The 26,391-nt window shown below is 34.4% G+C and carries 23 protein-coding genes and 1 tRNA gene; 8 read left to right on the forward strand and 16 right to left on the reverse strand.

The annotated features are described in order from the left end of the window. Window positions 1-310: 310 nt before the first annotated feature. Genes rfbD through Q0039_RS02260 form a run of 8 tightly spaced genes read right to left on the reverse strand, consistent with a single transcriptional unit; the run spans window position 311 to window position 8,178 of the window. Window positions 311-1,165, reverse strand: a complete 855-nt coding sequence (gene rfbD / locus Q0039_RS02225) for a dTDP-4-dehydrorhamnose reductase (protein ID WP_297508395.1) — start codon at window positions 1,163-1,165, stop codon at window positions 311-313. Beyond that, on the reverse strand, window positions 1,159-1,710 hold the full coding sequence (gene rfbC, locus Q0039_RS02230) for a dTDP-4-dehydrorhamnose 3,5-epimerase (protein WP_297508399.1): 552 nt from the start codon (window positions 1,708-1,710) through the stop codon (window positions 1,159-1,161). Before rfbC ends, rfbD begins: the two co-directional genes overlap by 7 nt. Before the next feature lies 1 nt (window position 1,711). Then, window positions 1,712-2,575 carry a glucose-1-phosphate thymidylyltransferase RfbA gene (rfbA, locus tag Q0039_RS02235; RefSeq protein ID WP_297508403.1) on the reverse strand — a complete coding sequence of 288 codons (864 nt, stop codon included), beginning with the start codon at window positions 2,573-2,575 and terminating at the stop codon, window positions 1,712-1,714. A gap of 1 nt (window position 2,576) precedes the next feature. After that, the gene (locus Q0039_RS02240) at window positions 2,577-3,551 is read right to left on the reverse strand and encodes a hypothetical protein (protein WP_297508406.1); all 975 of its coding nucleotides are present in this window, start codon (window positions 3,549-3,551) and stop codon (window positions 2,577-2,579) included. A gap of 4 nt (window positions 3,552-3,555) precedes the next feature. Next, window positions 3,556-5,244 (reverse strand): hypothetical protein, encoded by a 1,689-nt coding sequence (locus Q0039_RS02245; RefSeq protein ID WP_297508409.1) that lies wholly within the window; start codon window positions 5,242-5,244, stop codon window positions 3,556-3,558. A 41-nt stretch (window positions 5,245-5,285) separates the two neighbouring features. Then, window positions 5,286-6,167 carry a carboxypeptidase-like regulatory domain-containing protein gene (locus tag Q0039_RS02250; RefSeq protein ID WP_297508411.1) on the reverse strand — a complete coding sequence of 294 codons (882 nt, stop codon included), beginning with the start codon at window positions 6,165-6,167 and terminating at the stop codon, window positions 5,286-5,288. Next, window positions 6,164-7,672 (reverse strand): GH3 auxin-responsive promoter family protein, encoded by a 1,509-nt coding sequence (locus tag Q0039_RS02255; protein WP_297508414.1) that lies wholly within the window; start codon window positions 7,670-7,672, stop codon window positions 6,164-6,166. The genes Q0039_RS02250 and Q0039_RS02255 overlap by 4 nt, the downstream gene beginning before the upstream one ends. Continuing rightward, entirely contained in the window at window positions 7,672-8,178 is a 507-nt protein-coding gene (locus Q0039_RS02260; protein ID WP_297508416.1) for a peptidase, read from the reverse strand. Before Q0039_RS02260 ends, Q0039_RS02255 begins: the two co-directional genes overlap by 1 nt. 169 nt (window positions 8,179-8,347) lie before the next feature. Between Q0039_RS02260 and Q0039_RS02265 the strand changes: the two genes are divergently transcribed. Beyond that, the gene (locus tag Q0039_RS02265) at window positions 8,348-8,524 is read left to right on the forward strand and encodes a twin-arginine translocase TatA/TatE family subunit (protein ID WP_297508418.1); all 177 of its coding nucleotides are present in this window, start codon (window positions 8,348-8,350) and stop codon (window positions 8,522-8,524) included. Between the two features lie 225 nt (window positions 8,525-8,749). On the opposite strand, the gene Q0039_RS02270 is transcribed toward Q0039_RS02265, so the two are convergent. The 4 genes from Q0039_RS02270 to Q0039_RS02285 form a co-directional block, all read right to left on the reverse strand. Continuing rightward, window positions 8,750-10,882 carry a Tex family protein gene (locus Q0039_RS02270; RefSeq protein ID WP_297508421.1) on the reverse strand — a complete coding sequence of 711 codons (2,133 nt, stop codon included), beginning with the start codon at window positions 10,880-10,882 and terminating at the stop codon, window positions 8,750-8,752. A gap of 206 nt (window positions 10,883-11,088) precedes the next feature. Next, window positions 11,089-11,418 (reverse strand): hypothetical protein, encoded by a 330-nt coding sequence (locus Q0039_RS02275; RefSeq protein WP_297508423.1) that lies wholly within the window; start codon window positions 11,416-11,418, stop codon window positions 11,089-11,091. Between the two features lie 4 nt (window positions 11,419-11,422). After that, window positions 11,423-11,851 carry a ribose 5-phosphate isomerase B gene (gene rpiB / locus Q0039_RS02280; RefSeq protein ID WP_297508426.1) on the reverse strand — a complete coding sequence of 143 codons (429 nt, stop codon included), beginning with the start codon at window positions 11,849-11,851 and terminating at the stop codon, window positions 11,423-11,425. Between the two features lie 682 nt (window positions 11,852-12,533). Continuing rightward, window positions 12,534-12,767: a DUF2007 domain-containing protein gene (locus tag Q0039_RS02285; RefSeq protein WP_297508428.1), complete on the reverse strand. Its 234-nt coding sequence runs from the start codon at window positions 12,765-12,767 to the stop codon at window positions 12,534-12,536. 130 nt (window positions 12,768-12,897) lie between these two features. On the opposite strand from Q0039_RS02285, the gene rnr reads away from it, so the two are divergent. The 3 genes from rnr to Q0039_RS02300 all read left to right on the forward strand — a co-directional run bounded on the left by rnr (window position 12,898) and on the right by Q0039_RS02300 (window position 16,562). Beyond that, window positions 12,898-15,078 carry a ribonuclease R gene (gene rnr, locus Q0039_RS02290; protein ID WP_297508431.1) on the forward strand — a complete coding sequence of 727 codons (2,181 nt, stop codon included), beginning with the start codon at window positions 12,898-12,900 and terminating at the stop codon, window positions 15,076-15,078. 19 nt (window positions 15,079-15,097) lie between these two features. Beyond that, entirely contained in the window at window positions 15,098-15,763 is a 666-nt protein-coding gene (locus Q0039_RS02295) for a head GIN domain-containing protein (RefSeq protein ID WP_297508434.1), read from the forward strand. An 88-nt stretch (window positions 15,764-15,851) separates the two neighbouring features. Further along, window positions 15,852-16,562: a LysE family transporter gene (locus Q0039_RS02300; protein ID WP_297508437.1), complete on the forward strand. Its 711-nt coding sequence runs from the start codon at window positions 15,852-15,854 to the stop codon at window positions 16,560-16,562. 75 nt (window positions 16,563-16,637) lie between these two features. Here the strand turns inward: Q0039_RS02300 and Q0039_RS02305 are convergent. Both Q0039_RS02305 and folB read right to left on the reverse strand, forming a co-directional pair. Continuing rightward, window positions 16,638-16,708, reverse strand: a tRNA-Cys gene (locus Q0039_RS02305). A gap of 93 nt (window positions 16,709-16,801) precedes the next feature. Further along, complete coding sequence (gene folB / locus Q0039_RS02310; protein ID WP_297508439.1) at window positions 16,802-17,161, reverse strand: dihydroneopterin aldolase; 360 nt, start codon at window positions 17,159-17,161, stop codon at window positions 16,802-16,804. Window positions 17,162-17,252: 91 nt separating this feature from the next. On the opposite strand from folB, the gene Q0039_RS02315 reads away from it, so the two are divergent. Further along, entirely contained in the window at window positions 17,253-18,938 is a 1,686-nt protein-coding gene (locus tag Q0039_RS02315) for a glutamine--tRNA ligase/YqeY domain fusion protein (RefSeq protein ID WP_297508443.1), read from the forward strand. A gap of 256 nt (window positions 18,939-19,194) precedes the next feature. Here the strand turns inward: Q0039_RS02315 and Q0039_RS02320 are convergent, their stop codons facing one another. Then, a complete protein-coding gene (locus tag Q0039_RS02320) occupies window positions 19,195-20,172 on the reverse strand; it encodes an SPFH domain-containing protein (protein WP_297508446.1) in 978 nt (325 codons plus the stop codon). 66 nt (window positions 20,173-20,238) lie between these two features. Between Q0039_RS02320 and Q0039_RS02325 the strand changes: the two genes are divergently transcribed. Then, window positions 20,239-20,904, forward strand: a complete 666-nt coding sequence (locus Q0039_RS02325) for a PorT family protein (protein ID WP_297508449.1) — start codon at window positions 20,239-20,241, stop codon at window positions 20,902-20,904. Between the two features lie 12 nt (window positions 20,905-20,916). Here the strand turns inward: Q0039_RS02325 and gltX are convergent, their stop codons facing one another. Beyond that, on the reverse strand, window positions 20,917-22,437 hold the full coding sequence (gltX, locus tag Q0039_RS02330) for a glutamate--tRNA ligase (RefSeq protein ID WP_297508451.1): 1,521 nt from the start codon (window positions 22,435-22,437) through the stop codon (window positions 20,917-20,919). Between the two features lie 115 nt (window positions 22,438-22,552). Between gltX and Q0039_RS02335 the strand changes: the two genes are divergently transcribed. Beyond that, the gene (locus Q0039_RS02335; RefSeq protein ID WP_297508454.1) at window positions 22,553-25,954 is read left to right on the forward strand and encodes a DUF4175 family protein; all 3,402 of its coding nucleotides are present in this window, start codon (window positions 22,553-22,555) and stop codon (window positions 25,952-25,954) included. After that, on the forward strand, window positions 25,947-26,369 hold the full coding sequence (gene ybeY, locus Q0039_RS02340) for an rRNA maturation RNase YbeY (RefSeq protein ID WP_297508457.1): 423 nt from the start codon (window positions 25,947-25,949) through the stop codon (window positions 26,367-26,369). Before Q0039_RS02335 ends, ybeY begins: the two co-directional genes overlap by 8 nt. Window positions 26,370-26,391 lie beyond the last annotated feature (22 nt).

The following is a 26,391-nucleotide window of genomic DNA, read 5'->3' on the forward strand; positions in this document are numbered from 1 at the left end:
AATTAAAATTTGGGTAAAATTATATCTTTTTTCGAATTATTAATTTTTTTAATCTATTGAATTGTGATAGAACCATTTGTTTTAAAAATAAATATAAAGGCTTTTAAACTCCTTTACTAAATAAACTCAATGAGTGCCAAAATTTTTCTCTTGTAGGTAACTAAAAATCCTATTATAAGTTTTCGGAATGTGCAACTAAAACTTGAACAGTCATTATATACGGGAGTTAAGAGCAACACTAGAGGGTTTACCCATACTTTCAAGAAATAAATTGCTATTTATTCATTTTGATTGCCGATTGCTTCAATTTCTATGTGAGCAACGCGCGTAAACTATCCTGCCATTCGGGGATGGTTAGCTTCATCACCTTTTTAATTTTCGATTTATCTAAAACACTATAGGCTGGACGTTTTGCAGGGGTTGGAAATTGGGTCGTTGGAATGGAATGTACCGGTATATTGACACCTTTTAATTTAAAAATAGCTACGGCAAAATCATACCAACTACATTGTCCTTCATTGCTGTAATGATAGATTCCATAGGAAGGATTTTCGGTGGTAGCGTCATAAAGCATGCACGACACAATTGCTTTGGCTAAATCAACTGCATTGGTTGGGGTTCCTATTTGATCACTAACAATAGATAATTCACTTCGTTCAGCTGCTAAACGCAACATGGTTTTCATAAAATTTGCTCCAAATTGAGAATACACCCAAGCAGTACGAAGGATATAAAAGTTGTTGCAAAATTGCTTTACCGCTTGTTCACCCTGCCATTTTGTTGTTCCATAAACGCCTAGAGGATGTGTTGAATCATCTTCTTGATACGGGCTTTTTTTTGTGCCATCAAACACAAAATCGGTCGAAATGTGAATTAAAACGGTTCCCTGCTTGGCACAGGTTTTTGCAAGGTTTTCGGGACCCAAACCATTCACTAAAAAAGCTTTATCCGGTTCTGATTCCGATTTATCAACGGCCGTATAAGCTGCTGTATTGATACAATAATCCGGTTGGTAATGTTGAAATGCCTTTTGAACGGACTCGATTTGGGTTATGTCCAACGTTGATGAATCATAAAACACCCATTGCAATTGGGGATAATTTACGGCAATATATTGCAAGGATTGGCCGAGTTGACCGTTAGAACCGGTGACTAAAACTACCATACTTGCCGTGCGTTTTTCAATAAAGGGAGGTGTTGGTCTTTTTCAGAAATCAATAACGAATCGAGAGGAAACTCCCAATTAATCCCTATTTCAGAGTCATTAAACGCAATTCCGCCTTCACTTTCTTTGTTGTAAAAATTATCACATTTGTAAAAAAACGTGGCTGTTTCACTCAAGACCAAAAACCCGTGTGCAAATCCACGAGGGACAAACAATTGGCGTTGATTCTCTGCAGTCAAATGTACCGCAACATGTTTGCCATAGGTGGTTGATTCAGGTCGAATGTCTACCGCAACATCCAAAACTTCTCCTTGAATGACGCGCACTAATTTCGCTTGAGCATGTTCACCACATTGATAATGCAGTCCGCGCAATACTCCTTGAGAAGAAAAAGATTGATTATCTTGAACAAAATGCACCGCTTGACCCGTAATTATTTCAAAGGTTTTTTCGTTGAAACTTTCCATAAAATAACCGCGTTCATCACGAATTACTTTTGGTTCTAAAAGTACACAACCTGATAATCCAGTTTCAATAATTTGCATGCTATTTGGATAATATCGAAATTAAATGGGTTCCATAGCCACTTTTAAGTAACGGTTGAGCAATTTCATTCAACTGAGCGGCAGAGATAAAGCCCATTTTGTATGCAGCTTCTTCAATTGCCCCAATTTTCAGTCCTTGCCGATCTTCAATCACTTGTACAAATTGCCCTGCTTGCATTAATGATGGGAATGTTCCCGTATCTAACCAAGCTGTTCCGCGGTCAAGGATGCTAACCTTCAATTTTCCGCGTTTTAAATATTCTTTGTTTACGTCGGTAATTTCCAATTCACCTCTGGGGCTGGGCTGAATATTTGCTGCAATTTCTATTACCGAATTATCATAAAAATAAATCCCAGGTACCGCATAATTGGACTTTGGTACAGTAGGTTTTTCTTCAATCGAAAGTACATTGCCCTCTTGGTCAAAATCAACTACTCCATAGCGTTCTGGATCATGCACATGATAGGCATAAATAATTCCCCCGTCAGGATCATTATTTGCTTGTAATAATTCGGCTAAACCCGTTCCGTAAAAAATATTATCACCCAAAATCAAGGCGACCTTGTCATCTCCTACAAAATCACGACCAATAATAAATGCTTCTGCTAAACCGTTTGGGTGTTCCTGTACTGCATATTCAAAACGACAACCTAAACGTTTACCATCACCCAGTAATTGTTGAAATAGGGGTAAGTCGTGTGGCGTTGAAATGATTAATATCTCCCGAATTCCTGCCCACATTAAAGTAGAAAGTGGGTAATAAATCATGGGTTTGTCATAAATAGGCATCAACTGTTTAGAAACAGCCAATGTTAAAGGGTGCAATCGGGTTCCTGAACCTCCCGCTAAAATAATGCCTTTCATTTTAAATTGTTGCTTTTCGTTGTTTGTAAAACTTTATCATAAATGAACCAAAACCAAAAAGGAAAAAGAATAATAATGGTAATGCAAATTTCATTTTCCCGTTTACACCATCCTTGTTTTTAATATTAGAAACCACAGAATTGTCTTTAACAATTTTATCTAAATTTACCAAGTCCAAACGCAAACTACCTTGCTCTCGAATAAGTGTTTCTTTGGTTTTAATAACATCATTCATTTGCGTGTTTTCGTTATAGTAGACCAATTTATCACTTTTCTGAGAACCATTAATCGAACTGGATACACCATTTAAAAAACTATTGATTTGACGAATTAAGGAATCATTTTCTGTCATTTTTACGTCAATGTTGTGCAAATATTCCTTTTGCATCTTTCTAAAATAATCGGAATCATTTAAAAACGTTAAAATCGGATCTATGGTTGCCGCACGATCGGTTACTCCTTTTGTGGTAAACGTAATTTGGTGAAAAGGATAATTTTTACTCGTCATATTTTCCTTAACGATTTTTTTTAAATCACCGTCTTCGGCAAATAAGCGCAATAATTCAAAATTTTGGGTGTTATTTTCAATGAATTTATAAACATCGGTAATCGGTAAAATTTCAATTTCTGTCAATGTTTTTGGTTTTTTAACGCCAACGACATTTTTTAAAAACAAGGTGTCTCCTTCATTTATTCTCGAATTAAGTAATTCAATTTTTGAATACAAATAATCGGTAGAGGCATAGTTTGGACACACGATGATTTTATGATCATACATTTTAATTTTTGAATCCATATAATATCCTAATCCTCCTCCTAGAATACCTAATATCGAGAACACAATGATATTTCGACGAATAAAAAATAAAGCTCGGAAAACAGAAAGAACAATGCGTTCAAAGAAAGAGCCTATTTTCTTTGAAATTTGACTCAAATCAATTTCGTTTCCGTCTACGGGTTGTGGTGTTGTACTCATGCTATTATAGATTAAAGAGTTGTTCTAATATTTTAATGGTAATCAAATACGTCGGCTTTACCCCTGTGGTTCCCAAACCACCAGAAGCTAAAGTGCTTCCTGTCTCTAAAGGATTATCAGAAGCATAATACGCATAACGAACTTTTACATTGGGATTGATACTTTTTCGAATTCGAGACGCCGATTGAATCGCTTTTTGATAATATGCGCCCTCCATTTCCAAACCAATTGCACCCCATGTCGATTCATGGAAAAATTTTAATAAATCTTTATTTTGCAATGAAGTGCCCAATACGGTAATCATTGAACCAGAATATACCGGTATGCCATGTCCTTCAAAAAGTTCTTTAGTCAATTCATTTTCAAATGGGTAGTTATCTGCTGTACCTTCATTGATATGGGCATTAGGAATCATAATATCTCCTTTTCCGCCCTCAAGAATGCCGGCTTTACCCATAATTGAAATGGATTCTACATTCAACAAAATCTTATCTTTCTTTGACTTATAGGGTTTTAAAAGTTCGTCTATGGTTTCAAAAGCCTGTTCGCCAAAAGCATAATCCATAACAATTATTACCGGAAACTCTCCTTGAATTTTTGTATTGGGAAAATTCGATTTTTTCCAGTCAATTTTTTGCGTATCAAATAACTGTACATCGATATTTGTTCCTGAAGTATCCGGTAAAGCAATCATTCCGTTTTTTAGAGCAAAAGCTTCAACCTTTTTGCGTAATTCTTTATTTTCAGCTGCGCTTAAATCTTCATATAGTGCATAATCCGATTGGTCTTTGTACTTTGTTCCTAAAGCAGCTTGCGCATAGATAGAGTTCATCACACTATGCATATTAGCGCTTATAATATGAATTGGACGCGAAATTAATCCGTTTTCATCCAAAGTTCGTTTAATCGTGTTAGCCCAAATTTCTCCATGAATATGATGCCCCAAACGTTCGCGTAAAATAGGGCTGAAAGTAATAGTACGTTTGTTATTGTGCACAATTTCTTCTATTGCCAATTTACCTAACCAATACACTACATGAATCAATCGATCGGGTTTTTCGGGTATAGCAAAGGCATCATAAATCGACATCACCTCTGAAAAACTTCGCCCTAAAACATTGGCAGCATGAGAAATTGCTACCTCTTTTTCATTTTGAGTTAATTTTTTGCCTTGCAAAACCACTTCTTCTATTTTTTCCCAATCGCGGGTCACCTCAACAGCAACATCATCCAGCAAGACGCGATCCTTAATTTTATGGGATTCGATAAATATAAATGTTAAGTGGGTTAAAATATCATAGATGTCTGAACGGCCGCGTGTAATTTCCACATTCATTTGTTCATCATCAATACGATAACAATTGCGTCGGCGTTTTGGAGGAATTATCGGCGTAAAATGGGATTTTGAATAGCCCTCATCAGAAGTTAGGTTAATATATCGGCATTCTTCTATACCTATTGGTAAACGTTCAATAACGTATAACAATCCATTTAGCTCTACTTTTTCATCGGCAATACTGCCATAAATTTCGGGACGAAGCTGCAATAAAGCTTCTCGTAATGTATCACCAGAAACACCCATTGGTTTATAAAAACCTCGGTTGAAAAGGTGGCGCATGGTAATGTACAGTCGCTCGATAGCCGCCGAGGACTCTTGCGCTCTTGAGCGCGAAATATTTTTAATTTCAATCATTAAATTCTTTTTACTAACCCACAAAGGTAGTGATTTTGGTGTTAGTTCGATAAAACCAAGTTAATTGCGGGTTCAAAAATTGTGAACTTTTGTTGAGTACTCCCCGCTTCAGTGGGTGTTTTTTTAACCCATTTTCCAGCGCTATAAACAAATTGTGCCTCCGATTCTACATAACAATAAAGAATAAATGGATAATAGGTTCGTTGCGTACGTTGAATCCCTGAATTTGGATCGGTCACTGTTTTTTCTACTTTATTTTGTTCAATTAATAATTTCTCGTAACCCACAAATAAACCCGACTTAGGCATTACTAAATTATAATCAGAAATATCGATTTTCATATGGGTTACACCACTTTTAACTAAAATGATTAGCTCTTTTTTTAGGAGTTCAGTGCCCGGAAAGCCGTTTTCATCTACTCCATAAAAATGCAGTTTGATTAAGGCGCCGTCGATTCGGCTATCGGTTTGAATTCGAACTTTTTTAATGTATTTCGTTTTTCTATAGGAGTCAAAATAGGGGAAAAACTTAGTTTCAATTTTAGGACCATTATCAAATGCTTGATAGGTTGTGTTTTTTCGAATACCAATTTCAAGTTCTTTAGTAAATTTTTGACCCGCTAGCGTAACTTCTTGTAAAATATAGGATTCGGGTTGCATCAATACAGTACCGGCTGATGCCAAAGGCACTCTTTTTCTTTGATAACCTACCGAAGTAAACACCAAAAAAGCACCTTTTCCTGTATACGGAAGGTTAAATACCCCATTCGCCTCGGTAGTGCCTGCAATTTGTTCGCCTTCGACCCAGATATTAACATACGGAATGGGTTCGCCTGAAATACTGTCTTTGACGACGCCTTTGATTTGTGAAAACGCAAATTGGCTAACAATTAAAAAAATCCAAATCAGTCTTTCTTCTTTCATCTTTCTTCTTTTATTTCAAAAAACTGAGCTATTGTTCTGTCGTTACTTAATCGGGGTAGTTTATTTTGACCCCCTAGTTTTCCGATAGATTTCATATAGGCTTGAAAACCATTTTTTGGAACTTTGGTAATGACTAATGTTCGCAACACATTACCCCTAATTAAATCGTCATAATAGACGTTTTGTTTGCGCATAGCGGCATCGATTTTCAACGCAAAATCTGCTAAACTATCGGGTTGTTCCGACACTTCGGAATCAAACTCAATAAACCATTCGTGATACGGCAAACCTTCGTTTGGAGTGATTTGGGGTACGACTGTAAATTCGTTTACGCGAATATTGGTTCCTTCCATCGCTTCTTTTAAAGCGGATTCGACTTCTTTACCAATAACATGTTCGCCAAAAGCCGAAATAAAATGTTTTATACGGCCCGTTACAATTACCCGGTAAGGATTTAAACAGGTAAATTCTAAAGTATCCCCAATATTATAAGCCCAAAGACCGGCATTCGTCGAAATAATTAAAACATAATTGACACCTAATTCTACTTCGCCTATAGTATAACGTTTGGGGTTTTCATTGAAAAATTCAGTTGCTTTTATAAATTCATAGAAAATTCCTGAATTCAAGAGCAGTAACATTCCTTTTTCTTTTTGCGAATCTTGGTAGGCAAAAAAACCTTCCGAAGCCGGAAACAACTCAATAGAATCGACTTTACGTCCAATTAAATTCTCAAATTTTGCTCGATACGGTTCGTAATTAACCCCGCCGTAAATAAATAATTGGAAGTTTTTAAAAAGGCTTCCAACCGGTTGATTTGCTCTTTCTTTTAATTTTTCAAAATACATTTGCACCCAAGACGGAATTCCCGAAATAACCGTCATGTTTTCATTGATGGTTTCATCCACAATGGCATTGACTTTGGTTTCCCAATCTTCAATACAATTGGTTTTCCAACTCGGCATACGGTTTTTTTGTAAATATTTCGGAACAAAATGTGCTACAATACCAGATAATCTTCCGAGTTTAATTCCATTTTTTTCTTCCAAAATGGGACTTCCTTGTAAAAAAATCATTTTACCAGAAACAAAATCAGCAGTTCCTGTTTCGTGAATATAATTTAGAATAGCGTTTCGTGCGGCTTGAATATGAAACGGAAGAGATTCTTTGGTTAATGGAATATATTTTGCTCCCGAAGTCGTACCCGAAGTTTTAGCAAAATACAAGGGCTTTCCTTTCCAAAGTATATTTTCTTCCCCATGCACCACACGATGAATATAAGATTTTAATTGCTCGTAATCCCGAATAGGTACCCGTTTCGAAAAATCAGAATGGGTTTGAATCTGTTCAAAATGATGATCTTTCCCAAAAACGGTTGATTGTGCATTCGCAATTAATTCACGAAATACTTTTTGTTGGGTTTCAACCGGATTTTGTGCCCATTTTTGAGTGTCATTAAAGACTTTTTGAGCAAAAAGTTTAGCTACAAATGATTTTAATGCCATTATTTAGTACCTTTTTTGGGAGCTTTTTTTTTAGTGGTGTTTTCTTCCGCTTGTACTTCTTTTCGTAATTCTAGTTCTTTTTCACTAGGGGTCAATTGTAGGTCGGGTAAGGTATCTACATCAATAGCCAAAATAGAGTCTTTGTTAACTTTTGCATACGCTAAATTTCCATTTAAAACCTTTTGAATCGATTGTAGATAGGCTTCGTTTTTCTTGATAGCAAATTCTAATGAATCCGACTTTAAAGCCAATTCTGTTGCATTGCGTTTTAATTCCGTTGATGGATAGCCCGGAATATATTCGCGAAGAGGAGTAAAAGCAATGATAAATGTTGTGATGAAAATAATAACAATAGCCCCTACACCCACAACAACAAATACATTCATCAATGTGAGGCGTAATGAAAAAAGTTCTTCGAAAGTTTCATCATTTAAAATAACCAACCTGTTTTTGGTAAACAAGTGTTTTTTGAGACGTTCCTTTTTTTTCAATTTTTTGGGCACCATAAACCAAATATCATTTCACAAATATAACAAATGTAGTGGGAGTAAAGAGTGGATAATTAACGAACTTTAACGTGAAATCTTAGCGATAATTCTCATCCCGATACTTTTTTTATTTACCTTTGTCTTAATAATTTAATTAAAAACTGCGAAAGCATAAAATTTCTATACTATGGGAAGAATGGGACCAACCGAATGGATCATCATTTTAATCGTTGTTTTACTTTTATTTGGAGGTAAAAAAATTCCGGAATTAATGAAAGGTTTGGGCGCGGGTGTAAAAGAATTTAAAGACGCCGCCAAAGGAGAAGAAAAAGCTAAAGAAGAGTCCAAAGAGGAAATAAAATAAAATTTCGCTCTACACTAACGCTTTATTGTTCTCCTTAACGAAACGATTAAAGATAGTAAGAGCTTTTATCTTGTTTCGTTTCCAAATTCCGCTATTACAAAATATAACAATCACCGCAATTTGTGGTGATTTTTTTATGCTGTGGTAACCTTACCAAAAGAAACCTTTTTTACTAGCAGCTGCAGCTTTAAATGATTATTCCGTTATTCTACCTTTGTAAAAAATTTACAATAGCATTGTTAACTGAATGCGTTTTCTTGCTTCATCAACCTCAACTACTTTAACTTGAACGTGTTGGTGCATCTTTACCACTTCATTCACATCGGCAACATAACCTTCTTTGAGTTGCGAAATATGAACCAAGCCACTTTCTTTAATTCCGATATCTACAAAACACCCAAAAGCAGTAATATTGTTAACAATTCCAGGTAAAATCATTCCAGACCGTAAATTTTGAATTGTTTTTACATTGGGATCAAATTCAAAAACTTTGACAGCTTTACGAGGATCTAAACCGGGTTTTTCCAATTCTTTAATGATATCCTTAATCCCTAAAACCCCTGTCGTTTCATTAATATAATTTTCGGGTTTAAGCTGGGCTATTTTTGATTTATTCGCAATTAATTCAGAAATATTGATGCCTAAATCTTTAGCCATTTGCGTGACTACTTGATACGATTCTGGATGGACGGCCGAATTGTCTAGAGGATTTTTACCGTCTTTAATTCGAACAAAAGCCGCAGCTTGTTGAAATGCTTTATCCCCTAAACGCGGAACTTTCTTTAACTGATTCCGATCTTCAAACGGACCGTTTTCCGTACGAAATTTGACGATATTTTCAGCTATTTTCTCCCCTATTCCACTCACATAACTCAGTAAGGATTTACTTGCGGTATTAATATTTATTCCAACCGCATTCACACAACGAATTACCGTATTGTCTAGCTCTTCTTTTAGTTTGGTTTGGTCAACATCGTGTTGGTACTGCCCTACGCCTATCGATTTTGGATCAATTTTTACCAACTCTGCCAAGGGATCACACAAGCGTCGGCCAATTGAAACTGAACCGCGAACGGTAACATCATAATTTGGAAACTCTTCACGCGCAATTTTACTGGCCGAATAAACCGACGCGCCTGCTTCAGAAACCACAAATACTTGAATAGGTTTGTCAAAGGCGATTTTTTTTATAAAAAACTCCGTTTCGCGACTTGCAGTTCCGTTCCCGATAGAAATGGCTTCTATTTGATAAGCATTGACCATCGATTTAATTTTTTTCATGGCCATTGTCGTTTCATTTTGGGGCGCGTGTGGATAAATGGTTTCATTGTATAACAAATCGCCTTGTTCATCAAGACACACAACTTTACAACCGGTTCGGTAACCCGGATCAATTGCCAACACACGTTTTTCACCAAGGGGCGGCGCCAACAATAATTGGCGTAAATTTTCAGAGAAAACTGCAATCGCTTTAGTATCCGCTTTTAATTTGGCTTCTTGAAGGGTTTCGTTGGAAATAGCTGGCTCAAGTAATCGTTTGTAGCTGTCTTTTATTGCTAATTCTAGTTGGATTCTTGTTTCATTATTACGTTTGATAATAGCTTGTTGAATAAAATCAATAGCCTCAGCTTTTTCAATTGAAAGCGATAATTTAAGGCAACCCTCAGCTTCTGCACGCAGCATAGCCAATAAACGATGGGAAGGTGCTTTTGAAATCGGTTCAGACCAATCAAAATATTGGACATATTTCTGGGCATTTTCTTCGGCTTCTTCTCCCTTTGCCACTTTGGTTGTAATGATTCCTGAACGTTGAAACATTCGACGAAGATTTTTACGGACATACAAATTTTCATTAACCCACTCAGCAATAATATCGCGGGCACCTTGTAACGCCTCATCTTCGTTGGTTACAATAGCGGTTAAATACTTCGATGCTAAATACTCTACATCTTCAGTATTTTGGGACATAATAATTTTTGCTAAAGGCTCAAGCCCATTTTCGCGTGCTACATCGGCTTTGGTTTTCTTTCTCTTTTTATAAGGTAAATACAAATCTTCGATTTCCTGGAGGTCGAAACTGTTCTCTATTTTGGCTTTCAGGTCCGGACTCAATTGTCCTTGTTCTTCAATCGAGTTCAAAACACTTTCCTTGCGTTTCAAAATTTCGTTATACTGTTTATTGAGTTTGGCGATAGCTTCAATGGCCACTTCATCCAAATTACCCGTTTTATCCTTACGATAACGGGCAATAAAAGGAATGGTACAATCTTCGGAAAGGAGTTGGAGTGTGGCTTCAATACCTTTGATTCCTGAAACAGGAAGTTGTAATTGATTTTGAATAAACTGAATAGATGTCATTGTTACAAGAAATTCTAAAAAGTTAAATGTACGGGTAAAAAACAAAACGTGAAAAAGAATGTTCTGATTATAGTTGGAAGTTTTTACGAACAATAATTGGTGTAAGCGATAGCGAAATTATTGGCGTTGATTCTATTTAGAACAAAAAAGCAAGTTGCTATAAACCTAGCTCGAGCATCCACAAAGTTTAAAAATTGAATTGTCAATTAATAAACTGGCGTCGCGTTTTGGTAAATTTCCAACCCCCAGTGAACATAAAGGTAACCCACAGGAATGTTTAACAACATTATTCCCCATGTTTGAAGAATTTTTGCTTTAAATCCATTTTGTGTGGTGAAAATTTGAAGTAACCGTACCGCAAAATAAGTATTTAAAAAAAACATTGAAATAATGTAAAATAACGATAAATAGATTACACCGCCAATGGGATTTAGATAATACCACAACATCAAAATTGAGCCAAAAACAAATGTAATTAGCGCAATAAATCGCGCTGCGCGTATAACTTTGGAAACCGATTGGAGTTGGTTAAGCATTTTATTAACACGTTATTTTTTGTACACGGGCTTGATGACGTCCGCCCTCAAAAGAGGTTTTTAAAAAGGTATCTACCATTTCCAATGCTTGAGGAATTGCTGTAAATCGAGCAGGAATACTAATAATGTTTGCATTGTTATGTTGGCGGGCAAGAGCGGCTATTTCTTTTGTCCAACATAAAGCGGCGCGAACTCCTTCATGCTTATTCACAGTCATATTAATTCCATTTCCAGAACCACAAATTACGATTCCAAAATCAACGTTTCCACGGGCAACATCCATCGCAACAGGATGTCCAAAATCAGGATAGTCTACACTGTCAAAAGTATCGGTGCCATAATTGATAACTTCGTGTCCTTGAGCTGATAAAAATTCAACGAGTGCTTTTTTATAATCGGGTCCGGCGTGGTCATTGCCAATTGAAATTTTCATGCGGTTGTATAGGTTGTTTGTACAAAGTTAGCGAATTAAGATTTTGGACACCTACAATCCTTAATAAAATCTTTTGAAAGCAACATTGTTATATAGTATTATTATAAAAATTAAAGAAGGGATTATTTTATTTAAGGTAAATAAAAAAACAGTACTAAATTTATGTAATATATTGAAAATCAATATTATAATAAAAATAAAAAATATCTTGTTAATAGTAATTTACAATGTACTGATTTTCAGGTAACTTTAAATTAACATTGGATGTTAATAAATTTGAATAGAAAATTAGAACTTTCTTTAAGACGATAACAAATTTTTATAAGGTAAAATTAAACGCTGAAAACCAAATAAAGTTATTGGATTTTTTTGTAAAATTATTGACACAAAAAAGTAACTTTTCAACAGAAATTAACCTAAAAAGTTTTCAAAAATCTAGGATGTTTTTTTTTGTTGACAACTGTTAATAAATTCAGAAAATTAGTTTATTTTTAAAGATTTAGCTTCGTGAAAAAGTGTTAATATCAATGTATAATTAGATAAAAGTTTTAAATAAAAGAGCAACCATAAAAGTTTTCATCATTATTAACACCCTATTATAATCATCATAAAATTTTAAAAATTAATATTTATAAATGTTGTTTTTAAATCGTGTTGAAAACATTCCAATTTTAAATAATTTTTATACGATTGATAAGGGATTGTTTAGATCTTCTAGTAATTGTAGGGTTCGTTCTTTATTTTCTGGATGTACTTTGAGTTTAATACCGCCTAAAGCAATACTTGCAAAAGGATCAATAGAAACGATTGTTTCATTTTCAAAATAATAAGGAATAGATTCACGTTCCAATACTGTTTTTAAAATATACAGTTCTTGAGGGAGTTGAAAAATTGCAACAGTAATCATAGCATTCATAAGTAACCTATTTTTTTTAAAGGTAAATGAAAATAAAAAAAGTAAATGTTATTTTCCTATTAAAACTTAAGAATATAGCTAAGGAACTGAATAGTATTTTGTAATTTTCAACCGTAAAAGAAAATGAAGTATGCCTAAAAAACCAAAAAAGCTCGGGAAAAAAAAACATAATTTTTCTGAAAAAATATTTAAAATAATCGCTAATAATCCCAATAAACCATTTAATTACAAGCAAATAGCCGCTATTTTAGAATGTGATGATACTAAAAGTCGTAATGAAATAATTAAAGACCTAAAAATTTTAGCATCTCAAAAGTTAATTACTGAAGTTGCCCCTGGTAAATATTTAGTTGAAAGTAATAATCAAGAATATTATGAAGGAATTATCGATATGACTTCACGTAAGACCGGTTATTTTGTTTGTGATGCGTTGGATGACGATGTTTTTATTCCTTTTATGAATTTGAACCATGCTTTACATGGTGATCGGGTTAAAGTTTATATTTATAATAAACGCTCTTCCCGAAAAACAGAAGCAGAAGTAGTTGAAATTCTTGAACGTTCGAAAGTTGAATTTGTTGGGGTTATTGATATCCAAAAGAATTTTGGTTTTGTTACTACGGCTAATGCAAAAATGTATACCGATATTTTTATACCAAAAAATAAATTGAATGATGCCCAACACGGTGATGTGGTATTAGTTCGATTGGAAGATTGGCCAAAGAAAGCAGATTCTCCTCTAGGAACGGTAGTTAAAGTCCTTGGTAAACCCGGTGAACACGATACAGAAATTCATGCAATTTTAGCTGAATACGGACTTCCTTACGATTTTCCAATTGAAGTAGAAGCATTTGCAAATAAAATAGATACTTCAATTACTGCAAATGAAATTGCTAAGCGGAGGGATATGCGAGATATTTTAACCTTTACTATCGATCCTAAAGATGCAAAAGACTTTGATGATGCTTTATCGTTTCAAGTTTTACCCAATGGAAATTATGAAATAGGGATTCATATTGCAGATGTATCGCATTATGTAAAAGAAGGAACTATTTTAGATGATGAAGCATTTAAACGGGCTACTTCAGTATACTTAGTTGATCGTGTAGTACCCATGCTACCTGAAGTACTCTCTAATTTTGCTTGTTCACTTCGTCCACATGAAGAGAAATATACGTTTTCAGCGGTTTTTGAACTAAATGATAAAGCTGAACTAGTACAGCAATGGTTTGGACGAACTGTTATATATTCAGATCAGCGTTTTTCTTATGAAGAAGCGCAATATATAATTGAAACAAAATCCGATTTAATTCCAGCAAAAATAGCTTTAACTGGTTCGGATTATTCCGTTCCAAATCCTATTGTAGAAGCTGTATTAAAATTGGATGCTTTGGCTAAAATTATGCGTCAAAAACGAATGGCAGCTGGAGCGATTTCTTTTGATAAAGTTGAAGTAAAATTTAATTTAAATGAAAACGACGAACCGATAGGTGTTTATTTTAAACAGGCGAAAGAAGCTAATTTTTTAATTGAAGAATTCATGTTATTAGCCAATCGAAAAGTTGCTGAATTTATAGGTAAACAAAAGAAAACCTTTATTTATCGAATTCACGATGAACCAAATGAAGATAAATTAATTGGTTTACAGTCGATTATATCAAAATTTGGCTATTCGATTAATTTTAAAACCAAACATACCATTTCAAAATCTTTGAATGACCTATTGGTTGAGGTTCAGGGTCGAAAAGAACAAAATTTAGTGGATACTTTAGCTATTCGTGCCATGAGTAAAGCGCGTTATTCTACTGAAAATATTGGCCATTATGGTTTAGCTTTCGATTACTACAGTCATTTTACTTCACCTATTCGGCGTTATCCCGATGTAATGGCGCACCGTTTATTGCAACATTATTTAGATGGAGGAAAAAGTGTAAATGAAGAGGAATTTGAAGAAAAATGTGAGCATTCTACTGATCGAGAAATTTTAGCTGCCAATGCCGAACGTGATTCTGTAAAATATATGCAGGTTAAATACATGAAAGATCATATGGATGAAGAATTTTTAGGCGTAATATCCGGGGTTACTGAATGGGGAATTTATGTTGAAATTATTGCAAATAAATGTGAAGGAATGGTTCGTATACGTGATATCAAAGAAGATTATTATGTTTTTGATGAAAAACAATATGCGTATATTGGTGAAATGTATAAAGGTTTATTACAATTAGGTGACGAGGTTTATGTTAAGGTGAAAAATGCAGATTTAGTTAAAAAACAACTCGATTTTACCTATTTACGGAAAAATGAATAATTAAATTCCCTTTTATAAAATGAAAAAAGTTGTTCTAATCGTTTTTTTAATTAGTACTGTTGCAATAGCTCAAATTGAAAGGAGAGTTGGTGATTTTACCAAGGTTACTGCTTTTGATAAAATTGATGTATTGTTAATTCCTGCAAGTGAAAATAAAGTAATACTTACAGGAAGCGGCGCCGAATCTGTTGAAGTTATTTTAAAAAATAATGAATTAAAACTTCGGATGCCAATTACACAATTATTATCAGGCGATGCTGTTTCTGCTACCGTTTATTTTACGCGTCTTGAAGCTGTAGAAACAAATGAAGGTTCTTATTTAGGTTGTGATTCAGTTGTAAAATCTACTTCCTTTGAAATAATTGCAAAAGAAGGTTCTAAAATTAGAATGAATCTTGAGGTTTATTTATTAAAAGCCCGAACAGCTAATGGATCTGTTGTAATGGTTACGGGTAAAGCTAAAAATCAGGATGTAATTTTTAATTCAGGTGGAATTTATCAAGCAGATCGATTGCTCACTGAACAAACAATGATAACCGGAAATGCGGGAGGTGATGCCTTGATTTATGCTTCAGAATTAGTTGATGCAAAAATTAGAGCAGGGGGAACCATTTTAATTTATGGAAATCCAAAACAGATTAATGAAAAAATAATAGCTGGAGGCACTATCCGACAAATAAAATAAAAAACCTTTACTAAAGAAGTTAAGCTAATTTTTGAATTTTATAGGAACATAAATATTATTCTTTTATAATTTAAATCAGTTATAATTCATGCTAAACGATATACTTGCTGCGATTCCATGGGGATTTTTATTAGCTTTTACTATTGGCCCTGTATTTTTTGTTCTTTTAGAAACCAGTATAACCAAAGGTTTTCGTGCAGCTATGGTATTTGATACCGGAGTAGTGTTTAGCGATTTTATTTTTATTCTAATTGCATATTTTAGTACAAATCAAATACTAGAAAGATTAAAAGATGATCCAGCATTGTTTGTTTTTGGTGGAATTCTAATGTTGGTTTATGGTATTGTATCTTTTATTAATGAGAAAAAAAGCTTCCAAAAACAACAAGAAGTTGAACTTGTTGAAGAGGATAATATTCAGAAAAACAATTATTTAGGATTATTTTTTAAAGGCTTTTTTTTAAATTTCATCAATATTGGTGTCTTGGCTTTTTGGATGGGTATAATTATTGTATTTGGCCCTAAATTAAATATGGATACTAACCGAATTTTTATATTTATTACTTCGATTATCATTAGCTATTTTGCGGTAGATGTATTAAAAATTTTAGTAGCTAAACAATTAAAATCCCGATTAACACCGAAGAACATCTATAAAATTAAGCGTGTCATAAGTGTTATTTTAATGATTTTCGGTAGTTTTTTAATCATGCAAGGATTTTTTCCAAAAGAAAAAAAAATGATTGAGCAGCGTTTAGGAATCCGAAAACCCCATGAAAGTACTTTAAATTCTAAATAATATTATTTTAAATTTTCGGAACCAGTTTACAATTTATCAATAAAAAAAACCTCCCGTTTCTGAGAGGTTTTGCAGAGGCATCGCCCGGATTCGAACCGGGGTACGCGGTTTTGCAGACCGATGCCTAGCCGCTCGGCCACGACGCCTTTTTTCTGGTGAGCAAATATAAGATAAAAAAAAAACAAAAAACAAATCGCAAGCTTCAATTCACTTAAAATACCTATCGTAATGAATTGAATTTAGTTTCGGTATTCTTCCATTTCAATCGTTACTGCTTCTACATCACCACCAATGGGTGGATTTAGTTTAGCAACTGCTAATAAAATACGCGAAACAGCTGGTATTTCACTAAAAATTCGTTGAATGATTCGATGGGCCACATGTTCAAGTAATTTTGAACGAACTGCCATTTCTTCTACCACTATTCGATTTAATAAAACATAATCAACTGTATCCGCCAATTCATCAGATTCAGCCGATTTACGTAAGCCAGTCTTAACTTCTAAATCTACACGGTAATCACTACCAATCTTTGCCTCTTCAGATAAACAACCGTGATATGAATAGGTACGGATATTGTTTAATTTGATGGTTCCCATTACAAATTGCTTTAAGTTTCGGGTTTCAGGTTACTTCCATAAACTTAAAACCAAAACCTTTTTATATCTTTGCTAAAATTAAGAAATTTCTATGTCAACCGAGGAAAAATCACTCAATTTTATCGAACAAATCATCGAAGAAGATTTAGCAAGTGGATTATCAAAAGATAAGCTTCGATTTCGTTTTCCACCCGAACCTAATGGTTATTTACATGTGGGTCATGCGAGTGCAATCTGCTTAAATTTTGGATTGGGTTTAGATTATAACGCACCTGTAAATTTACGTTTTGATGATACAAATCCCTCAAAGGAAGAGCAAGAATATGTTGATGCGATAAAACATGATGTAGAATGGTTGGGCTTTCAATGGGATCGGGAATGTTATGCTTCTGATTATTTCCAGCAACTTTATGAGTGGGCTGTTGCATTGATTCAAAAAGGGAAAGCCTATGTTGATAGTCAAACTTCTGAAGAAATGGCTAAACAAAAGGGGACACCTACACAACCGGGTACCGATTCTCCTTTTCGCAATCGATCTATCGAGGAAAATTTAGATTTATTTACCCGAATGAAAAAGGGTGAATTTCCAAAAGGAACACATGTTTTACGTGCAAAAATTGATATGAATTCGTCCAACATGTTAATGCGTGACCCTATTATTTATAGGATTATGCATGAACATCACCATCGAACAGGAAATGATTGGTGTATTTATCCTATGTATGATTGGGCACACGGAGAAAGTGATTATTTAGAACAAATTTCTCACTCTCTTTGTACGCTTGAATTTTTACCCCATCGCGAGTTGTATGACTGGTTTTTGGATCAAATTTATGACAACTCCTTAGTGCGTCCAAAACAGCGCGAGTTTGCTCGTAGAAATTTATCGCATACGGTAGTTTCTAAACGTAAATTATTGCAATTGGTTGAAGAAAAATATGTTTCGGGTTGGGATGATCCTCGCATGAGTACTATCTCTGGAATGCGTCGAAGAGGATATCCACCTATGGCGATTCGTAATTTTGCAAAAACTATTGGCATTGCTAAACGAACCAATTTAATCGATGTTTCATTATTAGAATTTTGTGTTCGTGAAGAATTAAATAAGTCAGCTGATCGAGTGATGGCGGTTTTAAATCCAGTTAAATTGTTTATAACCAACTATCCAGAAGACCAAGAAGAGTGGTTGGATGCCGAAAACAATCCGGAGGCAGAAGCAATGACCTACCGTAAAGTACCTTTTACTAGAACATTATATATAGAACGAGAGGATTTTAAAGAAGATGCTGATAAAAAGTTTTTCCGCTTAACCTTAGGTACTGAAGTTCGATTAAAAAATGCCTATATTATTAAAGGTGAGCATGTAGTAAAAGATTCCGATGGGAATATTCTAGAAATCCATTGTACGTATGATGCCGATAGTAAATCAGGAAGCGGTTCTGAAGCTAGTATGCGTAAGGTTAAAGGTACGATTCACTGGGTATCGATTCAACATGCAATTCAAGCCGAAGTAAGGATTTATGATCGTTTATTTACGCATGAAAATCCTGATGGCGATAAAGAAATCGATTTTAAAACCTATATCAATCCTCATTCATTACAAGTAATAACCGGCTATATGGAACCGAGTTTAAAATCGGCTAAAGTGGGTACTCAATATCAATTTCAACGGTTAGGGTATTACTGTGTAGATTCTGATTCCTCTTCTGAAAAATTAATTTTTAATAAAACTGTCGGTCTTCGAGACACCTGGGCAAAAATTGAACATAAAGAATAATTTACTTAAGAAAGCCCTCCATTCAAGTGGGTTTTTTTGGGTATTAGATTTTCTTATACAATTTATAGAAAATATCATTATTAACTATTAAAAACAACCTAAATAAATCCTTTTTCCAGCGTTTTTAAAGACAAGCAACCTAAGTGTATAGTTTTACCATAGAAACCTCAGCAAATCGCTTTATTTGGATTTTTTACTTTTAATGGTTGCTATAAAATAAAAAAAAAGAGGGAATACCTCTTTTCTTATTCTAATATTATTTTGATTCAGAGGTGTCACTCGGATTGTAATCTAAAGAAGATTTATTTTCCGACCCTTTCACTTTCTTCTTTTGATTTTTTATTTGCTCCCCAATTTGATTACTTGCTGCAAAGCTTGCTACCATGTTATTTAACATATCTGTAGATGCTTGTGGAGAATTGGGTAATAAAATCAAATTACTGTTGGTGTCTGCTCCAATAGCTTGTAGTGTGTCATAATGTTGGGTTACAACAATTAGTGCAGATGCCTCTTGCGAATTGATTCCAACATTGTTTAAGACTTCAACACTTTCAACCAAACCTTTAGCGATTTCTCTTCGTTGATCTGCAATACCTTGCCCTTGTAAACGTTTGCTTTCTGCTTCTGCTTTTGCTTTTGCTACAATACGAATTCGTTGTGCTTCAGATTCAAATTCGGCAGCAACTTTCTCCCGTTCTGCCGCATTAATTCGATTCATTGCATTTTTTACTTGAATATCCGGATCAATATCGGTAACCAATGTATTAATAATATCATAACCATATGCCATCATTGCTTCGTTTAATTCGCGTTTAACCGCAATAGCGATATCGTCTTTTCTTACAAATACATCATCTAAAATTAATTTAGGTACTTCGGCGCGAACAACATCAAACACATATGCAGTTATTTGATCGTGAGGAAATTCTAATTTATAAAACGCTTCATAAACATGCTCTTGAATTACCTTAAATTGAACAGAAACCTTCATTTTCACAAACACATTATCTTTGGTTTGTGTTTCAATAATTACATCCAATTGTTGAATACGTAAATTCACTCGACCTGCAATCCGGTCAATTACGGGTATTTTCAATTGAAGACCCGAATTACGAATACTGTGAAATTTACCGAAACGCTCAACAACAACTGATGTTTGCTGTTTTACCGTAAAAAAACCAGCCAAAAAAATAAAAAGTCCGAAGACAGAAAGAATAATGAGAATAGGATCCATACTATTTTTTTAAAATTAGTTATTTATTATACGGCAATACTGTATGTTTGTTACAAAATTTTTATAATGAGAACTATAGTTGTATTATTTTCCGTACTCTTTAGTGTATTTTCCACAGCACAATACGGATACCGTGATGGTAATCGAATAGGTATTTCTGGTGGAATTTCACAATGTACTATGTTTACCTCAAGTTTTGATACCAAAGCAGGAAATGGATTTGCAGGTGGGCTATCAGTGCGCGGAAATTATTATAACAATTGGAGTATGATTTACGGTATGCAGTTTTTCAATAGTCGGTTTTCACTGGGTAAAGATGGCTTAAATACAAGAGCAACAGAATTTAGTTTACAAGGTGTTCAAATCCGTTTGTTGTTAAGTTATAATCTTGTACAAAACCATGTTTCATTAGACTTTGGTCCTGTTTTACAAGTGAATGGTAAATTAGCCGTAAACGGAGCCAATGAAAATAATCGTATTAAATATAATTCTGAAACAGCAACCGGAATTTATGCAAAAGACATCGTAGATGTTTCCAAAATAGGGGGAGCGATGCATTTTGGACTATCAGCAGGCTCTAAAACCGTTCGATTATTGCTATTTTACCAGTACGGTTTTACGAATTTGTTCAACGAACTTAATAAAAATGCAACGTTAACAACAAATAATAATAACGAACGATTCAAAGGAAATTTAGGAACAATAAATGGTCAAGTAGTTTTTAATTTATAAAAGGCCAATTGACTAAGGGTTTATTTCTATTGTTTCTATTGCTTTTGTAATTCGTTTTCCAACTTCTTCTTTCCCTAATAGTTCAATGATATCAAATAAATGAGGTCCTTTTAATGCGCCCACAAGACTCAAACGTAAAGGTTGCATTATTTTACCCATTCCAATTTCATGAGCTACCATCCAAGCTTTTAATTCATTTTCAAGTAAAAGGGATTCAAAAGGTTCCACATTTGATAGTACTGTAAAGGCTTGACTTAACAAAGCGGGAGTGTCGTTTTTCCAATTTTTTAATGCTTTCTCCTCATACAAAGCAGGAGCGATAAAGAAATAATCTGCTAAATCCCAAAAATCTGAAACAAAATGTGCTCGTTCTTTAATCATCCCAACAATGCGCTTCAAATCAAGATTGGTTTGAATTCCTTTTTCCTCAAATGATTTAGTAAATAGAGCCGCAAGATTTTCATCATTTTGCTGTTGTAAGTATTGATGATTAAACCATTTGTTTTTTTCCGGATCAAATTTTGCCCCTGATTTATGCACTCGATTTAAATCAAATTTTTGACACAATTCCTCTAAAGAAAACAATTCTTGCTCACTTCCGTCATTCCAACCCAATAAAGCTAAAAAATTAATCACAGCCTCTGGAAAGTATCCTTTTTCTCGATAACCCGATGAAATTTCACCCGTAACGGAATCGGTCCAATTTAATGGAAATATTGGAAAACCCATTTTGTCGCCATCGCGTTTTGATAATTTGCCATTACCGATAGGTTTTAAGATTAGTGGTAAATGGGCAAATTCGGGCGCTTCCCAGCCAAAAGCATGGTATAATAAATGGTGTAATGGGAGTGAAGGTAACCATTCCTCACCACGAATCACATGCGAAGTTTCCATCAAGTGATCATCTACAATATTTGCTAAATGGTAAGTTGGCATCCCATCGCTTTTGAATAACACTTTATCGTCTAATAAATTCGTATCAAATTTCAAATCACCCCGAATACTATCGTGTAATTCCAAAATTTGATTCACCGGAGTTTTAAATCGAATAACATAAGCCTCCCCAGATGCAATTCGATTTTCAGTTTCTTCAACAGTTAGTACTAAAGAGGTGTCTAATTTTTCTCGGTTATGCCAATTATAAATAAAGGTCTTCCCTAGATTTTCGTGTTCTTTTCGGTGATTATCTAAAGCTTCAGCAGTATCAAACGCATAATAAGCCCAACCCGATTGAATCAATTGATCGGCATATTGCTTGTATAATGATTTTCGCTCACTTTGTCGGTAGGGACCAAATTTTTCATTTTTACCTACCGTTTCATCGGGAGCTATTCCTAACCATTCTAAAGCTTCAAAAATATACGATTCTGCACCTGCAACAAATCGATTTTGATCGGTATCTTCTATTCGTAAGTAGAAGGTACCTTTGTGTTTTTTTGCAAACAAATAATTAAATAAAGCGGTGCGCACACCACCAATGTGAAGCGGTCCAGTCGGACTCGGAGCAAAACGCACGCGAACAGGTCGTGACATAAATAAAAATTTTCACAAAGATAGTTTTGTTTTTTAAATCGCGACTTGGCAATTATTTAACTTTTGATGTTTTGTAATTTTTGTAATTTTAGCGGTTATAAACAATTTATTTACCATGACGGATCAATCCGGAGTTATTTATCAGAAATTAGAAGACTTTATTAAGAAGTTTTACACCAACGAGCTGTTGCGTGGATCCCTTTTTTTTACGGGTCTTGGTCTTTTATATTTCTTATTTACGCTATTCATAGAGTATTTTCTTTGGTTAAAACCGACAGCTCGGACGCTTCTGTTTATTTTGTTTGTAGGTGTCGAACTGTTTTTATTGATGCGTTACATCTTTTTTCCGTTGTTTAAATTATTTAAACTTCAAAAAGGAATTGATTACAACCAAGCGTCTCAAATTATCGGAAGTCATTTTAATGAAGTAGGAGATAAGCTTACTAATTTTTTGCAATTATCTCGAGACGCTTCCAAATCGGAACTTTTAGTAGCCTCTATACAACAAAAGGCCGCAAATCTTCAACCGATTCCTTTTACAAAAGCAATTAATTTTTATGCGAATAAAAAATATATTCCTTTAGCGGTTATTCCTGTTCTTCTCCTATTGTTTTTTATGTTGAGCGGGAAAAGTGAGGTACTCTCCCAAAGTTTTAATCGGGTAATGAATTACCGTGAGCAATTTACACCCCCCGCGCCATTTGGTTTTGTAATTACTAATTCGAATCTACAAACTGAGCAAAACAAAGATTTTTTACTACAGGTGAAAACCCAGGGAAAAGTTGTTCCAGAAAACGTTATGATATTTATGGGCGACGAGAGTTATTATATGGAGTCAACCGGCCCTGGCTCTTTTCAGTTTGTAATTCCAAAACCTAAAATGAATCTTGATTTTCATTTAGAAGCCAACGCAGTTACCTCCGGCGATTACACCTTAGAAGTAGTTACTGTACCCTCTATTGCTAATTTTGAAATGGTTATGCGTTTTCCTTCATATTTAAATAAAAAGACTGAAATTGTTAAAGGAACCGGGAACGCAATTGTACCCGAAGGCACTAAAATTACCTGGCGCATGCAAACGTTAGCTACTCAAAAAGTTTTGTGGACTAGCGGAACTCAATTTACGCCTTTTGCCAAGTCAGAAAATACATTTATACTCGCTAAAAGTATAAGTCAAAACACCGATTATCAAATACGTACTTCCAACGAAAAAATCAAGAATTACGAAAAATTAAATTATCACATTGCGGTTATCACAGATCAATATCCAACGATTTCTGTGGGTAATGCGCCTGATAGTTTGAAAGTGGATAAAGGTTATTTATTAGGTCAAGTAGGGGACGACCATGGTTTGTCCAAATTACAAGTAGTCTATTATCCCAAAAATAATTCACAGGAAGCAAAACGCGGATTAATCCCAGTAAAGCGTGATGTATACGATCGTTTTATTTATGCTTTCCCAGGTGATTTACCTATTCAAGCGGGAATTCCTTATGAATATTATTTTGAAGTTTTTGATAATGATGTATTGCACCACTATAAGTCGACAAAATCAATGGTTTTTTCACACCGTGAAAGTACGGAAAGCGAAAAAGAAGACCAGTTATTACAACAACAAAACCAAAACATTAATTCTTTAGAAAAGTCGCTTAAAACTCAAGAAAAGCAGTTTAACGAAATGGACAAATTGCAAAAAATGAGTAAAGAAAAAGAGCAATTAGAATTTAAAGAACAACAAAAAGTAAATGATTTTATTCAGCGTCAAAAGAACCAAGACGCGATGATGAAAGAATTTTCAGAGAAAATGAAAGACAATTTGGATAAAATGAAATCTGACAAAAAGGATGAAACCAAAGAATTGTTGAAAGAACGATTAGAAAAGCTTGATAAAGATTTTGAAAAGAATAAAAAGTTATTAGAAGAACTTCAAAAATTGAACGAAAAAATTCAAAAAGAAGCATTGTTTGAAAAGATGGATCAATTGAAACAACAGTCTAAAAATCAAACCAAAAATTTACAACAATTAGTTGAGTTAACAAAGAAATATTATGTTGAAAAAAAGGCGGAACAACTTGCCGATAAATTAGATAAACTTTCAGAAAAGCAAGATAAATTAGCAGAAAATGACAAAGAAAATTCTGCCAATAAGCAAGAAGAAGTTAACAAAGAATTTGATGCCATTCAAAAAGAAATGGATGAACTTCAAAAAGAGAACAATGAATTAAAATCTCCCTTAGAACTACCAAATACAGAGTCTACGGAGAAGAATATCGAAAAAGATTTACAGCAAGCCAAAGATCAATTAGAGAAAAATTCGAAGTCGGGTGCAAAACCCAAGCAGAAAAGCGCTGCTCAGAAAATGAAACAAATGAGTTTAGATATGGGCGCTTCTATGGAAGCTGGTGAAATGGAGCAGATGGATGAAGATATTGAAATGTTGCGGCAGATTATAGATAATTTAGTTGCCTATTCATTTTCTCAAGAAGAGGTCTTGAAGAATTTCAAAGGCATGAAACGAGGCGCTCCATCATTTAATAAATATTTAAAAGCGCAACAGGATTTAAAATTACAATTTAAACACGTTGATGATAGTCTTTTTGCGATGTCATTACGAAATCCTAAAATTGCTGAGGACATTACAAAAGAAGTGGGTAACGCTCAATATAATATAGACAAAGCAATAGATAATTTAGCCGATGCAAATGTGTCTAAAGGAACATCCCACCAACAATTTGCGGTCTCTTCAGCTAATAAGTTAGCAGATTTATTGGCTAGTATTTTAAACGGTATGCAAATGTCTATGTCTATGGCAGGTGCTGGAAAAGGTAAACCAAAACCCGGTCAAGGCCAGGGCATGCAATTACCCGACATTATTCAAAAGCAAGAGGGATTGGCTGAAAAAATGAAAAAGGGCATGAAGAAGGGTCAACAACCAGGTGAAGGAAAGGAAGGTAATAAAGGCCAAAAGCCCGGAGGAAAAGAAGGTCAGGGTCAATCCGGAAACAATCCTAATTCAAATAACGGCCAAGGTAATCAAGGCCAAGCAGGTAAAAAAGGTGGGTCAGGATCCGGAAACAATGAGGGTGAAGATGGTCAAGAGGGTGAAGGCAATGCTAGAGCAATAATGGATATTTACAAGGAGCAGCAACAGCTTCGGGAAGCGCTTGAAAAAGAGCTTAATAAACAAGGTTTAGGCGGACAAGGACAAAACGCTTTGAACCAAATGAAAACAATAGAAAAGCAATTAATAAACAAGGGTTTTGACAATGAAGTGCTCCAACGCGCATTGAATTTAAAGTATGAAATGCTTAAGCTTCAAAAAGCAATTCAACAACAAGGCGAAGAGAAGAAGCGCCAATCCGAAACCAATAAAAAGGATTTTAGAAACACTGCTAATCCAATACCACTTCGACTACAGGAATATTTAAATAGTATTGAGATTTTAAATAGACAAACCTTACCTTTGCGGCCTGTTTATAATCGCAAAGTTCAAGAATATTTAAAAAGCAATGATTAGTTTTAATTACGAATCCGATTTCAAATTAGAGTTAGAGCCCGTGTATGAAAAATGGATTCAGCAAATAATCATTTCTGAAAACAAAACAGAAGGTGAGCTAAATTTTATTTTTTGTGATGACGAGTATCTTCTTGACATTAATCAGCGGTATTTAGACCATGATTATTATACAGATATTATAAGCTTTGATTATTCTCTTGCAAACGAATTGCACGGTGATATTTTTATTTCCATAGATCGAGTAATGGAAAACGCCAATACCTTTAATGTTTCCTTTCAAAATGAATTATTACGGGTAATGGCTCATGGAATTTTGCATTATTGCGGTTATAAAGATAAATTAGAAGCGGATAGTCAAGAGATGCGACTAAAAGAAAATGAAAAAATTGCAATGTTCCACGTGGAACAAGCATAAGTTCAAAATGTCAATTTTTAAA

It is taken from the genome of Flavobacterium sp. (assembly GCF_027484945.1).
In the GTDB taxonomy this organism is placed as follows: Bacteria; Bacteroidota; Bacteroidia; order Flavobacteriales; family Flavobacteriaceae; genus Flavobacterium.